This is a genomic window from Cupriavidus phytohabitans, assembly GCF_000426345.1.
Taxonomy (GTDB): Bacteria; Pseudomonadota; Gammaproteobacteria; order Burkholderiales; family Burkholderiaceae; genus Cupriavidus.
Window position 1 is genome coordinate 1 of sequence record NZ_AUFE01000101.1, and the last position, 13,678, is coordinate 13,678.

Genomic DNA, 13,678 nt, shown 5'->3' on the forward strand with positions numbered 1-13,678 from the left:
ATACGCTGCAGCAGGCGCGCGACTGGGTGCACCGGTTTGTGTGCTGGTACAACGAGGAGCATCGCCACAGCGGCCTGAAGTACGTCACGCCGAACCAGCGGCACCGCGGGGAAGCGCCGCCCCTACTGGCGCGGCGCACGATGCTATATCAGGCAGCCCGCGCCCGACATCCGCAGCGCCGGTCGCGAGGGATCCGGAATTGGAAGCTGGAGCCAGTGGTCTACCTGAACCCCGAGCGAGCTGAGCTGGAAGCTAAGGAGCACCGGAAAGCAGCATAACGGCGGACGCGACAACTACCTTGACACACACCGGAGGAGAGAAATAGATAACGCGAAATGCGCTTGGAACGCCGTTTAGCATTGTGTCTGGCCGACTGCCAATGATTGCAGTCGGCCGCGCTTGCAGCTTCGGTAAGACAGATTGTTTACAATCTTGGTGGTTCAAATTGAGCGGCAGCTCATAGCCGACAACTGCCTTACGCCCCCAAAGGGCCAACGGTTAGCAGCTGCGCCTGGGCTGGGAAGTAGGTGACGGCGACAAAGTAGGGAAGGGGCGACAAGGTCCGATAACGCGTCCTCAACGCTTGCCATGACGGTCGTCGGGTCCGACGGAGCGGGAGTAACATCGCGGTATCGGCATCGTTCCGTCGGAGAGGCGACGAGCGCCCGCGAGCCCGTTATCGGGAGTGGTGATTTCCGAACTTCTGATCAGTCAATCGCAAGCGCGGAATTAAGCCCACCTAGCTATTCGCAAGCTCGGTCGTTTCCTTCGTGACTTGCTGGACTGACACGTAAGCGGCCTGGGCTGCGCGGATAGCGGACTTCACGATAGCCACCGACGACTCCGAAGCTACGGGGCTAGCTTTTGAGACCTTCGCAAAGAATGCCTGCAGATTCTCTGCATTGGCGTCTTGGACGGCTTCAATAAATGTCGGGAAATCAAGCTGAGCGGCGTCAGAAATCTCGGAAAGCTGACGAATGTAGCTCAGCAATTTGTCGTGCGCCGGCCTAATGGTCTCCTCCTGGAGCACCAAGAGATCGCGAGTACTCGTTGCGGAAAGCGCTTTTAGCATAACATTTACGCCGTCAGCGAAATGCGCCTTACTTGCCTGCAGGTTCAAGCTTGCAAGCCGCTCCAGGCTCTCGAAGACCTTTAGCGTCAGCCCACACAAGGTTTCCAGGCTGGCACGCTGCGCGGCGGCAATCTGCTCAGACGTGAGAAACATCTGCGTCTCCTTTATCGCCTTCATCTTCAGAGCCGGCACTCTAACCGTTGACGATGACAGCGCAATGACCGACCGGATAGGGTTTACACGAATGGGAATCACCCTCGTTGGCCTCGGTGCCGAGGTAGGCCTGGATGCCAAGGAACTCTCGCACCACCCTGTAGTGCCGGAACAAAGTCGGCGACACCTTTCGGTCGTAGCCAAACCTTGTACCTGGGTTCAGGCCGGCGCTGATGCGTACCAGCTCCGTCACGCTGGCAGGAATTGTGTCAAGGTCCGGGAAGTGGTGTAGCTGCTGAAAGACCTTCAGGAGCACCAGCAGACCAAGTCGCGATTCTTGCCCGCGTGTGGACCGGGTCGCCCAGTCCAGCTCTTCTGCGCTGGGTATGTAGCAGGCCCGCAATTCCTTGAGGGAAAAGACCTTCGGGAAACGCGGGTAGGCGGTGCGCTCGACGGTGGCCATGCAGGATCTCGACAATCGCTGAAAGGCCGGCCAGCCTAGCTGGGACAGGACAGTTTGCCTCTTATTCCGGAAAGTAATGAATGTTGCTATCTTTATAACCTAAAGGCTTATGATAGCGGTTTGGGCGTATCGTGGTCAGGGGCCGACCTCGAGTTGACCGACGCCGCGTTGCAGGCCGCCATGGCCGACGACCTGGCCAGCGTGCAGGCCGAGCTGGCGGTGGCGCAGCGCCGGGCCGAGCGTGGCGAAGCCGAAGCGGCGCTGGCGCGTCAGCTGCTGGCAGAATTACGGCTGGCGCCGCGCGAGCGGGGGGAGGGGGGTAGCGCCGAGCGACGGCGGCGCAAGGCCGGCGGCCAGGCCCCTCTGGCTGGCGACACACCTAGCGACACACCAGCCGAACCGCCAGCCGAAGTCCAGGGGGCGAGCGCCCCGAGCCCGGACAACAGCAGCAACAGCAGCAACGGCAGCGACAACGAACACGATGACAGCAAACACTGAGCGGGCGGCGGCGATCCGCTGGATCCAGGCCGAGATGGCCGACTACGGGCTGACCATGGAGGAGCTGGCAGCGGCGGGGTGCTTCGATCCGCCGCCCCCACCCGCGCCGCCGGTGGTCTGCTACCGCAACGCCGCGGGACAACAATGGGACGGGCAGGGCGAGATGCCCGACTGGCTGCAGTGGGCGGTCAATGCGGGGCAGAGCAAGGAGTTTTACCGGGTTGGATAGTCTCACCGATGCATGCGGCCCTCTGTCCAATGGCGGATGTGACGAGGGCGAGGCTGTTGTGATTGGGCGCGAGAATTCGTCAGGAAGGCTTGGCGCAGGCGAGAAGCGAACGACACCCAAGAGACAAGGTCTCACCGTCCATGGGATTAGGAAGCGTCTGCACGTGCAGTGGCTTCAATGAAGGAGAACAAATTGGCCCCAGAGCAAGAAGTTGAACCCCTTGTCGCGAGCAATGCGACGGACGGACCTCGTCAGATGGAGCTTCCCATCGCTGAGGCGATGCGCGACGCGGATCCCGTCATTGGTGAAGCCATTGGTGCAGGCGTCGGTAGTGGCAGCGTTGACACTCAGGCCCAACGCTTGGACTTCTGGTCGACAATCCGGGATAGCGGCCCGACGGCGACCGTGTCATATCGGCGCCGGCGGTCTTACGCAGCCCCGGACGCTTCAACGGAAGACGTGGCACCGGAAGCATCGAGGGAAGCTGCCGCCTCGGAAGCGTTGACTGAATCCGACGCGCCGGAAGCGCCCATTGAAGCCATGCCCTCGGAAGCGACCACTGAAGCCGTGGCCGAAGCTCGGGTTGCGCTTTACGCCCCAGCTCCGGCAGCAGCGCCGGCAGAGACGCGGGCCCCGCAGCGCGGTCGGCAGCCGAAAGCGCTCACCGAAACTGCCGCTCCGGAAGCTGCGCCGGAAGAGACACGGACCCCGAGGCGCGATCGGAAGCCGCAAATCCTAGCTGAAGTTGCCGCCCCGGAAGTCACGACTCAAGAGACCCCAACCCGGAAGCGCGGGCCGAAGCAGATAACACTGCGTGGAGTGGAGGCTGCCCCGGCAACGCCGACTCAGAAGACGCAAACCCGGAAGCCGCGACAGGAGCAAAAAGCGCCTACTGCAACCCAAAGCCCGTCCAAATCCTCACTGCTCGCTCAACTGGCATCTGTCAATGCGCAACTTGAGCATTTGCGAGCCACGGAAGTGCCAAAGGTCGTGGAGGAGATTCAGCAGTTGATGCAGGAATACGACCTCAGCATTGAGGACATTGCGGGCAAGCCCAGTGTTGAGCCCGCTGCCCGCGCTGTTCTGAGCAAGACGAAGGCCGCGCCGCCTCCGAGGTACCGCAACCCCAAGACGGGCCAGACCTGGTCGGGGCGCGGTAGGGCTCCCGCGTGGATTGGCAAGAAGCCCGAGCGTTTCCTAATCGATCTCTTGTACTGAACGACAGGTTGGCGGGAGCGGCCGGTCCACCCCCATACATAGGATCTATCAAACTCGGCAGATGCTTTATGGGTCCCTTTGATTTCCGCGCAATTTACTCGGGTAGCCACCCCTAGCACCCATACGGGTTTCCGGGCGATGCCCAGTTGAAATCGCCGTCAAATCAGACACTTGCTGACTTGTCCCTTTCCCGCCATTTCCCAATGGTCCTACTCCACGGGAGCCCTGACACGGCTCGGCCGCGCGGCTACCCACGCCGTAGCCATCACCGGAATCTGCGGAATTACGCCGCCTGATCGGCTGATGCGAGGCGCTAGCTGCCGCTCGCCTCGCCGAGCTCACGCCGCTTCGTAATCCTCCGGAAGCGCGTCCGTATAGACGTCATCGCCGAGACCAGCGCCCGGATTGGCTATCTGGGCCGGTTGTCCTGCAGGGCTAGCTTCACCTTGCTGGCCAAACGACCAGCCGATGTCCACCCGCCAATCACCGCTACCATCGCAGTCAAGCTCGTAAGTGCCACAGCTGCCCGCGTGATGGTGTGCGGCAGCCATACATGTCCAGAGCTTCGTGGACTCGTCAAATACACAGGACTTCTCTTTCGAGGGCGTATAGCACACGCCTTTTCTGTATTTTTTTGCATAGCTATTGGCCAACCGCATAGCCTCGTGTTTATCGGCGGCTTTGCCATAAAAATGTTTACCCATGTCTTCCCCAATGTAATGTTGGCCGGTCGTGATGGCGTTGAGGCCGCGAGCCGGCGCGCCGACATTACTTGATGGTCTGCTGGCGAACCATCCTCCCTTGGGAGGGGCAATGCCCTATTGGGCCGAGGCGGGATACGGTCTTATGCTCTGCCGCTTAATTTCGAATCCCGGTCGACTTTCGGAACGGGCCGAAGCCAGCGAGCGCCGCGCCTTGCGCGAACTGGACGCGGAGCGCACCGCGCGCCGGGGCCTGCGAGGAGTTGCGCACGGAACTGGCGGCGGTGCGCGCCGAGGCCGCGAAGCCGCGGTGGCGCAGGCCGAGGCTCGCGCCCGGCTCAAGGCAGCGGCGCGCGCCGGCGGCGCAGGGTGATCAGGGCGAAGAGCAGGGCGCAAAGCCGGCGGACGAGCACGGGGTGCCTACCGGCTCGAACCCGGAAGATGGCAGCGACTGCAGCGACACCCGCGATGACAGTAAAAACTGAGCGGGCGGCGGCGATCCGCTGGATCCAGATGGCCGACTGTGACCTGACCATGGACGAACTGCGGGCGGCGGGGTGCTTCGATCCGCCGCCCCCTCCGCCACCGCCGCTACCCGCACCAGCGCCAGTGGTTTGCTACCGCAACGCCGCGGGGCAGAGTTGGGACAGGCAGGGCGAGATGCCGGACTGGCTGCGGCGGGCAGTCAATGCGGGGCAGTCGGTGGAGTTTTTCTGGGTCGGATAGTCGACGGGTTCGCCGCTTGCCGCTGCCCGCGCATTCCGGAGCACCTCCCTTGCGCTATCATCCGACCCATCTGGTCCACAGCAAACAACAGGAGCAGCCAATCATGCGACACATCGGTCAGACCGTCTCGTTTATCCGTCCCGACGGCCAGTCGGTCAACGGCTACCTTGCCAGGCCGGATCTCACCGACGGCGCCCCGGCCATCATCGTTGTCCAGGAGTGGTGGGGGCTGAACAACCAGATTCGCGGCGTGGCTGACCGCCTTGGGCGTGCCGGTTATTTCGCGCTGGTGCCTGACCTCTACCGCGGCGCCAGCACGGTCGAGCAGGAAGAGGCCCACCACCTGATGTCCAAGCTGAACTTCGGCGACGCCGTGGCGCAGGACATCCGCGGCGCCGTGCAGTACCTCGGCACCCTGAGCAGCCGCATCGGTATCACCGGCTTCTGCATGGGTGGTGCGCTGACGCTGCTGTCGCTGAACGCCATCCCCGAGCTGAAGGCAGGTGTGCCGTTCTACGGCATGCCGCCGCTGGAAGCCATCGACCCTGCCAATATCAAGGTGCCGGTGCTCGTTCACGCGGCCACGCAGGACGCGTTCTTTGCGGCCGAGGACTTCGACAAGCTCGAGGAGAATCTGCGCGCCGGCGGCGTCGACGCGACGTTCCACCGTTACCTCGCGCACCATGCCTTTGCCAACGAGGAAGCCATCGGCGACGGCCGCATCGCAGGTACCCAGTACGACGCCGCTTGGGCGCAGGTCGCCTGGGACCGCACGCTGACGTTCTTCGCGCGCCACCTCTGGCGCTGATCATCGCCAGCCGGGAAGCATCCCGTCTGCGGCCATGCCGCCCTGAACTCGGATGCCGGAAGCGACGCAACGATGCAGGAAAAATGAGCGGGCGGAGTCGATCCACTGGATCCAGGCCCGGATGGCGGACTACGGGCCGACCATGGAGGAGCTGGAAGCGGCGGGGGTGCTTCGATCCGCCGCCCTCCGTACCACCACTGGCGCCACCCGCGCCAGTGGAAACCCAGGCGCAATACGACGCGACAGTCTCTCGCCTGGAACAGCGCTATTCCGCGATGGACCCAGACAGCATCATGTACAACCAGCGCAAAGTGGACCATAGCAGGCGTGACCGATGAAAAACAGTTCCTTACTGACCCCACGGCTACGGGTCCGGGATCGACCGCACAAAGAGCTGGAGTCGATCGCCGAGCTTCGCCAATACCTTGCCGGGATGGCGCCCTCAGACGTGATGTGTCAGGTTTTGATACGAGTCCTGGCCCGCGCACGCAACCTCTATCACAAGCTTCATCCAGTGGGTCACAGGACTATCGAGATCGCAGTTGCGCCTCGGGGTGCGGCGACAGTCCACGCTGGATCGCGCGATGCAAAGACGTATCGCCAGCACCCGCCAGCAGTTGCGGCAGCAGCAATGGAAGCCCGAAGAAATCGAATCGTTCGAGACCGGCTTTCCCAGTCGTCGCTGTGACTTCCCGGCCGTCTACGCCGATTGGACCTATATTGCATTTTTCGGGTTCGGCGGCGGTGAGGAGGCCATCTCTCATGCCACCAGGATCGACAGGTTGATCTCGGACCTGGAAAGTGCGTATCAAGATGGCAAGCCGCCCAGCCACATCGCACAGATTCTGCGAGACTCATCGGTCTTCGATGCTGAGCACTTTGACCGCCCTGAAGGTCAACTCGTGGGGGACTACTCCGAGCGGCAGGCGCTCACAGAGCTCGCCGAGGCAACCGCGTGGGACGAGGCAATGCCTTTTGTTGCCGTGCTTGCCGTCCATTGCCTGATCTCCCTGCTGGCGACCTTCGATATCAGCATCCAGAGATACCTCGGCCCGGTCTAGTCGGACCCCATCGACGGCTCGGTGCTCACCCGCCTCTTCCCGCGCCAGGCCGCCCGCGCCGCCGTGCAGACAGGCCGGCCAAGCCGGCGTGGCTTGGTGGAATTGCCGATAGCACGGCTGCTGGACTTCAGCGTCCGGCTGATCTACCGCTGGCGTAACGGTCAGTGGCCGCGCAAGCGAGTCCCATGGAAAGTCGTCTCGCAGTGGGCCAACCTGCCGCAGGGGTTGCTGGCGAAATGGAGATCCGGCGAAAAGCCGATGTCCGCTACGGACTTCATTCGATTTTGGGAAGAAGCAGCCCGCACGCCCAAACGCCAGCGGCAGACTCCCCCTGTACCCATGCCGCTCTACTTGGCAGCCATCCTTCTCGAGACGTACTGCGTCACTTGGAAGAAGCCCGGGCAGTGCCACAAGATCCTTCTCCTAGATCAAGACCACTACAACACCCGCCGCCAACGCTTGATAGAAGCCCGTGAGGCGGGCGCTGTCCACGACTTCTCTAAGTGTGAGGGTCCTTTCGATTCCGATCCTCGCGGTCTGGCCTTCCCCGTAACCGGGGGAGACGTCCATACCCTCTGACAAAACTCCTCGGCGAATCACTCCGGCGCGTCCGCCCTTTCGTCGAGGGTCCTACCGTATCGCCATGACTGGAAAGCGCGACTCACCTTATCCAAAAGATATCAGAATCGATGCCGTCATCGGCAGTGCAACATTCGTCGATTATCAACGAGCAACGCCTCTCCAACCTGGAGGTGAACGGTCCGCTGATACTTTCTACTTTCTATCATCTGCTCAAACATCCTGACCGCAGCGCATGGCATGTCTTCACAAAGCCACCGTGCGTAGAAAACGTTACGGCTGTCCAATTCAAACATCGCGTGGTAACCCTTCGGCTCAAGACCGCCGCGCTCGGGGCATGCAAGCCTATATTGACTCAATTCCCGCTGGGCGCCATGAGGTAGTGCTTCGATTGCCGCTCTAGCGTCGATCAACCGATTGGCGCCTGATCCTAGTCGGTCGCCCCGGTTGCAAAACCACAGAATCAATCGGGCGTCCGGGTGATCAGTATGGGGCGGGACCGCATCCGGTCGTGTCAGATACGTCCTGCCGCTAGCGATGCGAACCTGTGTTTCGGCTTCGGCGCGTTGCGCCATCTCCACGTGGTCTGCCATAGTCGGCGCCGGCTTGCCCGGATGAGTTTCCAGTGGAAGGATAAGGCCGACCGTCAGGCCCCCAGGCCCGAACAGGCGCTGGAAGCCGGGATGTTGTTGCAGATAGGGATGCGGATGCGACGCGCGGCCGGTCTCATCGCAAAGAGAATGCGCGCTTGCTGGTGCCTCGGCGTGTTGGGATTGCTGCAGGGGAGTCGAGTGGGCTGACATGACGGTTGTCCCGTGCATGTCGATGCAGGAAGTATCATTGATTCCCACCCGGCGATAAACGGGTTCATGTGCCCATCATACGGTCCAAAAATTCCCCAATAAGACCGTCAAAAGGCTAACAAAGCACGGAGAAGGCGTTTCAGGCCTTCTGGCCTCGAATTTTCTCCATCGTTGCGGGTGCTCCGTACAGGAACAAATCGACTTTCTGGCGGATTAGCGCATCCAGATCGGTGGGCACCTTCAGGCCATAGACCCATTTGCGAACGCCAATGTAGAAGATGGCAGCATGAAGGCTCCAGATCATCTCGATCTCGGCGTCCGTTTCGGTGGCATTGCGCGGAACGGGGATGCCGAAGGCTTCCCGTATCTCGGCCAGGACGGGCAGGAATACCTTGGTCCGCAGCTTACTGAGATATTTGTTGTTGATACCTTCGTGCGTCAGGCCGGCAAAAATGAAGAGCCGGATCCACTCTTCACGAAGAATCACGGTCGAATAGTCGAGATAGAAGGCGTGGAGTCGCTCGACCAGCGGCAAGGACCGGTTCGTGATCTGTCGCTCCCAGTCCGGGCGCCACTGGAAGACCTCGTTGTAGACACGCTCGATCAAGGCATCCTTGCTCTCGAAGTACCGGTAAAGCAGGGGCTGGGTGACGCCAATCTGCCGAGCCAACTCGCGCGTGCTTCCACCGAACCCATTACGCGTGAAATGTTCGATGGCCTTCTCGACGATCTGCTGCTCCCGTTCCTCCGGCAGCAACCTGCGCGCGGACTTGTTGGCGGCGACGTCCCCGGTCGTTGTGGCGCGTGACTCCATGGCTGTCTCTCGGTCCTTCTGTTCGAATGTCCCGATTCTACCAATCGCCCGATAAATGGAAACAGGCGGCAGGCCAGTCGCGGGCCGCCGCCTCGGGGTGACACCGGAAGGCGCCGTCAGCTTCCAGACTTCGCAAGGATGCCTAATTCGCAGTCAACACGCTGGTTCTGGTACGCATTACGCTCCCACACGCCACGCGCCGAGCGGTCGGTGACAGAAAACAGGTAGATCCCCGCGAAGGCCACCAGCATCGAGAACAGTGCCGGATACTCATACGGATAAATCGCGGACGGGTGGCCTAGCACCTGTACCCACACCGTTGGGCTGAGGATCGTCAGCACCACGGCCGTGACCACGCCTATCATGCCGCCAATGACGGCGCCGCGTGTAGTCAGACCACGCCAGTAGATCGAGAGCAGCAGAACCGGAAAATTGGAGCTTGCCGCGATCGAGAACGTGAGGCTGACGATGAACGCGATGGTCTGCTTCTCGAACAAGATGCCAAGCAGGATCGACAGTACGCCCAGCACCAGCGTGGTGATGCGCGAGATCCGCATCTCGTCCTTGTCCGACGCTTGGCCCTGGCGAATCACCGTGGCATAGAGGTCGTGGGAGATTGCCGAGGAACCGGCCAACGTCAGTCCTGCCACCACTGCAAGGATCGTCGAAAAGGCGACCGCGCAGATGAATCCCAGGAAGACATTGCCGCCCACCGCATGAGAAAGGTGCACGGCCACCATGTTGACGCCGCCGATGACCGCGCCAGTGCTGTTGTGGTACAGGGGATCCTTCGCTACCAATGCAATTGTGCCGAAGCCGATCACGATGATGAGCGCGTAGCCCATGCCGACAATGCCGGTTGCGTAAAGCACGCTCTTGCGCGCCGCTTTGACGTTGCTAACCGTGAAAAACCGCATCAGGATGTGCGGCAGGCCTGCCGTGCCGAAGATCAGTGCCAACCCGAGCGAAACCGCCGAGACCGGATCGGACACCAGCCCGCCTGGGCGCATGATCGCCTGCTGCTTGCCATGGGCTGCAATCGCGTGGTCGAACAGGCTGTTCAGGCTGAAGCCGAAGCGGCTCATCACCATGAACGCCATGAAGGCGCAGCCGGCCAGCAGCATGACCGCCTTGATGATCTGGATCCACGTTGTCGCCAGCATGCCGCCGAAGAACACGTACACCACCATCAGTACCCCGACCAGCACCACCGCCGAAGTGTAGCTAAAGCCGAACAGCAGTTCCACGAGCTTGCCCGCACCCACCATCTGCGAGACGAGGTATAGCAGCACGATCACGATGGAGCTCGATGCCGAGAAGGCGCGAATTGGACGTTGCCGAAGCCGGTACGACAGCACATCGGCTAACGTGTAGCGTCCGAGGTTGCGCAGCGGCTCGGCAATCAGGAACAGGATGATCGGCCAGCTCGCCAGGAAGCCGATCGAGTAGATCAGTCCATCGTAGCCACTAGTGAACACGAGTGCCGAGATGCCGAGCAATGACGCGGCGGACATGTAGTCGCCCGCGATAGCCCAGCCATTTTGCATCGCCGTGATCTTGCCGCCGGCGGCATAGTGATCAGCGACGCTGTTGTTGCGCTTGGCTGCCCATCGCGTGACACCAAGCGTAGCAACGACAAATACCAGGAACATTGCGATGGCGATGACATTCAGTCCCTGGCCCACCGGAGGAGTTGCGGCCATGGCCGGAGTGGCCATCGCAAGCGCGATGACTGCAAGGAGGAAGCGGTTCATGACTGTGCTCCGGCGCGAACTTCCGCGATCATGCGATCGTAAACAGTGTTGGTGCGGTAGACGTAGACGGCTACCAGCGCAAACGTGAAGGCAAACATGCCGAAGCCGACCGGAATACCGACGCTCATGGGCTGTCCGGTCACCAGCGGTAGGGCAAGCAGATCCGGGCGAAACGCCAGCGTCAGGATGAAGCCAAAGTAGGCGAGCAGCATCGCTGCGGTAAGTGACCACGAGAAACGACGGCGAGCGCGTTGAAGGTGCTCGAAGTCGGAGCGTTCGAGCATCGGGTGCGGAGTCAGCGGTGGATCGATGTCGTCGACAGCACGGTGGACGCCATATGGCGCGCCTAGCGAACCAGATGGGGGGGCGACTTGAGGCATGGTTGTCTCCTAATGTTGATGTTGTCAGAAGCGACGCGACACGGCGGTCTCTCGCATGACGGCTTCCGGCGTCCGGTAGCGCTCGGCCATGGCACGGTCCTCATCGCTCTTCAGCTGCGCCTGCATGTAGGCACCCAGGTGGCGGGCATGCTCGACGATTGCCTGGCCCACCTGTACCCGCTCCGCGCTGTAGGTCTCAAGGCCTGCTTCAACGGTGGCGGATGTGTCCAAAGCGCGGACGAGCGCGATGGCATCACCTGCAGCTTTCGTCACGCCCATGCCGCAATGCGGGCGCGCCACGAATGCGGCGTCGCCAAGCAGGGCAATGCGCCCGAAGGACATGCGCGAGACGGTCAGGTCATAGATCGGCTGGAACAGCGGTTGGGGCGTCCGCGCCACAACCTCGGCAAACTGGGGCGCGAGCAGTTCGGCCGCAGCGCTCTCCATGTCGGCAAGCACGTCAGCGCGGATCAATGCCGGAGGGATGCCGCTAGACCAGCACTTGCCCTGTGCGTCGGTCAACAGATCAGCCAACTCATCTTCGCAGGTGGCGCGATACCAAACGAAATTGAAGCGCCGCTCGCCAGGGGCTGTGCTATTGCGGTCACCGGCGACCGGGTAACCGAGGATTTGTTCTCGCGGTGGCAGGCAGAACGCGAACTTATCGAAGATCGCGCCATGAGTAGCTGGAGTGAGGCCGGTTTCGTCGACGAGACCGCGCCACGCGATGTAGCCAGCGTATTCGAGTTGCGCCGATGGCAGCAGGTGTTCCCGCACGCCTGATCGGAAGCCATCCGCGGCAATTACCATGTCCGCGCGATGCTTCGAGCCATCCTGAAGCGTGACCTCGGCATGATCGGGGTGCGTAGCCACCCCCGTCACATTCGCGCTGGTGCGATACTTGCCGGCAAAGGCCTTGCCCAGTACCTCGTACATTTTTCCCCAGGCTGTCAGCGTCTGCGGCAGTTCGCGATCGGAAACGGCGCTGCCGTCGCGCGCCAGCGTGACGCGGGTATTGACTGACACGCCGATACTGTCGTCCACGGTCACACCGGCCGCGGCCAGGGCCTCGAACAGTTCCGGGTGCGTGACAATGCCGGCGCCTCGCCCGGTCAGTGCCTCGGGAGTACGCTCGAAAATCTCCACTTCCCAACCGGCACGCGAAAGGAGGTTTGCGGCAAACAGCCCGCCCACGGACCCTCCGATCACGATGGCCTTGCGTGGCGATGGTTGTGCGGCGTTCATGCTGTGGCTCCTGCGTCGGCTTGCTTTTGCGGTGGCGCGGTCAGGCCCGCTACCTCTTCTGCGGAATAGTTGAGTTCGATCGTGACGCCCGAGGGGTCCTCGATGAAAAGCTGGTGAAGTCCCAGGCTGGGGACCGTGCGGTCCCGCCAGGGGATGCCCTCGGCTTGCAGCGTTTGCCACATTGCGGCTACGCCCTTGGCTAGGAAGGCAATATGGTCGACAGTGCCGGTTCCGGTCTCCGGCAGCGCCTTGTCACCAAGGTAAGTTGTCAAACCAGAGAGATTGCCGGGATCGACGCCAATAATGTGGACAGTTCCGAAGTCCCCTTCATCGTCCCCCATGTAGAGCCACGCTCCCGGGAAGGCGAAGGGCGGGCGATAGCCGCGCTGAAACCCAAGGACGCGTTCGTAGAATGCGCACGAACGTTCCAGATCGGTCGTGCGGATTGAATAGTGGGCCAACTTTGTGATTCCCATCTTTGCCTCCAGATAATTATCACTCGATAAGTGATCATGTGATAAATCATAGGTTGATGAGGATTGATTGCCAAGACGGGAGCGGGCGGTGTTTACCCCTAAGAATTCAAACCAGAACCGTGCAAAAGTGCACAAAGATTCATTTTTAGGCGGTGCTGCGATCAGTTCGTATGCGATATCTGCCGTCACATTGAAAGGTGGCAGATCATTCAGGCTCGATCCTTATTTATCGAACGATCATGACTCGGGCCAGGCATTTTGGCTTGCGGCTGGTGAAAAAGCGCCTTGGTGGAGTACCAAGATAGACCACAGCCTGAGCGTGAGAAAGTGCGTGTCCGACCGCATCTCCGCGCAAGTGATGTAAGCGGTCGACTAACAACGCCTCTTGCGGCCGGATACGAGGTCGGCTAAACAGCGGATGTCTTGAGATTCCAAGGCAGCAAGGCCTCGTAGTCGTCAGCGGTCTTCGCGAGCGGCAGCGCCTTGAACAAGGCGACGAGATAGCGGTACGTATCGACGCCATTGGCCTTGCAGGTCTCAATGATCGAGTACAGATTCGCGCTTGCGTTCGCGCCAGCCACGGTGTCACAGAAGAGCCAGTTCCGGCGCCCTACGGTGAACGGCCTGATCGAATTCTCAATCACATTGTTCGATATCGGCCAGGCGCCGTTCTCGACGTAACGGACGAGCTTGGGCCA

General features: G+C 61.3%; 18 protein-coding genes and 1 pseudogene. 9 read left to right on the forward strand and 10 right to left on the reverse strand.

Translation table 11 applies throughout. From position 1 onward, the window contains the following. Positions 1 to 278, forward strand: a 278-nt coding sequence (locus K309_RS38165; protein WP_035878683.1) for an integrase core domain-containing protein, incomplete at its 5' end; no start/stop codon positions are given. A gap of 461 nt (positions 279 to 739) precedes the next feature. Here the strand turns inward: K309_RS38165 and K309_RS38170 are convergent. Continuing rightward, positions 740 to 1,225 carry a phasin family protein gene (locus K309_RS38170; RefSeq protein ID WP_035878685.1) on the reverse strand — a complete coding sequence of 162 codons (486 nt, stop codon included), beginning with the start codon at positions 1,223 to 1,225 and terminating at the stop codon, positions 740 to 742. 103 nt (positions 1,226 to 1,328) lie between these two features. Then, positions 1,329 to 1,688 (reverse strand): annotated as a pseudogene (locus K309_RS38175) (DUF4158 domain-containing protein); the annotation flags it as partial. Between the two features lie 120 nt (positions 1,689 to 1,808). Here K309_RS38175 and K309_RS38180 point away from each other — a divergent pair. The 3 genes from K309_RS38180 (at position 1,809) to K309_RS0131620 (ending at position 3,633) form a co-directional block, all read left to right on the forward strand. Continuing rightward, positions 1,809 to 2,186 (forward strand): hypothetical protein, encoded by a 378-nt coding sequence (locus K309_RS38180; RefSeq protein WP_051320722.1) that lies wholly within the window; start codon positions 1,809 to 1,811, stop codon positions 2,184 to 2,186. Next, on the forward strand, positions 2,170 to 2,415 hold the full coding sequence (locus K309_RS0131615; protein ID WP_029050031.1) for an H-NS family nucleoid-associated regulatory protein: 246 nt from the start codon (positions 2,170 to 2,172) through the stop codon (positions 2,413 to 2,415). Before K309_RS38180 ends, K309_RS0131615 begins: the two co-directional genes overlap by 17 nt. 177 nt (positions 2,416 to 2,592) lie before the next feature. Then, the gene (locus tag K309_RS0131620; RefSeq protein ID WP_029050032.1) at positions 2,593 to 3,633 is read left to right on the forward strand and encodes an H-NS histone family protein; all 1,041 of its coding nucleotides are present in this window, start codon (positions 2,593 to 2,595) and stop codon (positions 3,631 to 3,633) included. 338 nt (positions 3,634 to 3,971) lie between these two features. Here the strand turns inward: K309_RS0131620 and K309_RS42135 are convergent, their stop codons facing one another. Beyond that, on the reverse strand, positions 3,972 to 4,337 hold the full coding sequence (locus tag K309_RS42135; protein WP_156914513.1) for a hypothetical protein: 366 nt from the start codon (positions 4,335 to 4,337) through the stop codon (positions 3,972 to 3,974). Positions 4,338 to 4,597: 260 nt separating this feature from the next. Here K309_RS42135 and K309_RS42655 point away from each other — a divergent pair, with 260 nt between their 5' ends. From K309_RS42655 to K309_RS0131640, 5 genes are all read left to right on the forward strand, one after another. After that, on the forward strand, positions 4,598 to 4,819 hold the full coding sequence (locus tag K309_RS42655) for a hypothetical protein (RefSeq protein ID WP_198030892.1): 222 nt from the start codon (positions 4,598 to 4,600) through the stop codon (positions 4,817 to 4,819). Continuing rightward, the gene (locus tag K309_RS40835; RefSeq protein ID WP_084402642.1) at positions 4,803 to 5,060 is read left to right on the forward strand and encodes a DNA-binding protein; all 258 of its coding nucleotides are present in this window, start codon (positions 4,803 to 4,805) and stop codon (positions 5,058 to 5,060) included. Before K309_RS42655 ends, K309_RS40835 begins: the two co-directional genes overlap by 17 nt. A gap of 103 nt (positions 5,061 to 5,163) precedes the next feature. Then, a complete protein-coding gene (locus K309_RS0131630; protein ID WP_029050034.1) occupies positions 5,164 to 5,868 on the forward strand; it encodes a dienelactone hydrolase family protein in 705 nt (234 codons plus the stop codon). Positions 5,869 to 6,452: 584 nt separating this feature from the next. Next, a complete protein-coding gene (locus tag K309_RS0131635; protein WP_029050035.1) occupies positions 6,453 to 6,929 on the forward strand; it encodes a hypothetical protein in 477 nt (158 codons plus the stop codon). Between the two features lie 21 nt (positions 6,930 to 6,950). Beyond that, positions 6,951 to 7,508 (forward strand): hypothetical protein, encoded by a 558-nt coding sequence (locus tag K309_RS0131640; protein WP_156914514.1) that lies wholly within the window; start codon positions 6,951 to 6,953, stop codon positions 7,506 to 7,508. Between the two features lie 116 nt (positions 7,509 to 7,624). Here the strand turns inward: K309_RS0131640 and K309_RS44380 are convergent, their stop codons facing one another. From K309_RS44380 to K309_RS0131675, 7 genes are all read right to left on the reverse strand, one after another. Next, positions 7,625 to 8,203, reverse strand: coding sequence for a TauD/TfdA family dioxygenase (locus K309_RS44380; protein ID WP_500784387.1), 579 nt, complete (start codon positions 8,201 to 8,203; stop codon positions 7,625 to 7,627). A 247-nt stretch (positions 8,204 to 8,450) separates the two neighbouring features. Beyond that, positions 8,451 to 9,125: a TetR/AcrR family transcriptional regulator gene (locus K309_RS0131650; protein WP_084402644.1), complete on the reverse strand. Its 675-nt coding sequence runs from the start codon at positions 9,123 to 9,125 to the stop codon at positions 8,451 to 8,453. Between the two features lie 116 nt (positions 9,126 to 9,241). Then, positions 9,242 to 10,879 (reverse strand): cation acetate symporter, encoded by a 1,638-nt coding sequence (locus K309_RS0131655; protein WP_029050039.1) that lies wholly within the window; start codon positions 10,877 to 10,879, stop codon positions 9,242 to 9,244. Then, positions 10,876 to 11,259 carry a DUF485 domain-containing protein gene (locus K309_RS38185; protein WP_051320723.1) on the reverse strand — a complete coding sequence of 128 codons (384 nt, stop codon included), beginning with the start codon at positions 11,257 to 11,259 and terminating at the stop codon, positions 10,876 to 10,878. Before K309_RS38185 ends, K309_RS0131655 begins: the two co-directional genes overlap by 4 nt. A gap of 24 nt (positions 11,260 to 11,283) precedes the next feature. Continuing rightward, positions 11,284 to 12,504, reverse strand: a complete 1,221-nt coding sequence (locus K309_RS0131665) for an FAD binding domain-containing protein (protein ID WP_029050040.1) — start codon at positions 12,502 to 12,504, stop codon at positions 11,284 to 11,286. Next, a complete protein-coding gene (locus K309_RS0131670) occupies positions 12,501 to 12,980 on the reverse strand; it encodes a VOC family protein (protein ID WP_029050041.1) in 480 nt (159 codons plus the stop codon). Before K309_RS0131670 ends, K309_RS0131665 begins: the two co-directional genes overlap by 4 nt. A gap of 407 nt (positions 12,981 to 13,387) precedes the next feature. Further along, positions 13,388 to 13,678, reverse strand: a 291-nt coding sequence (locus K309_RS0131675) for a transposase domain-containing protein (RefSeq protein ID WP_029050042.1), incomplete at its 5' end; no start/stop codon positions are given.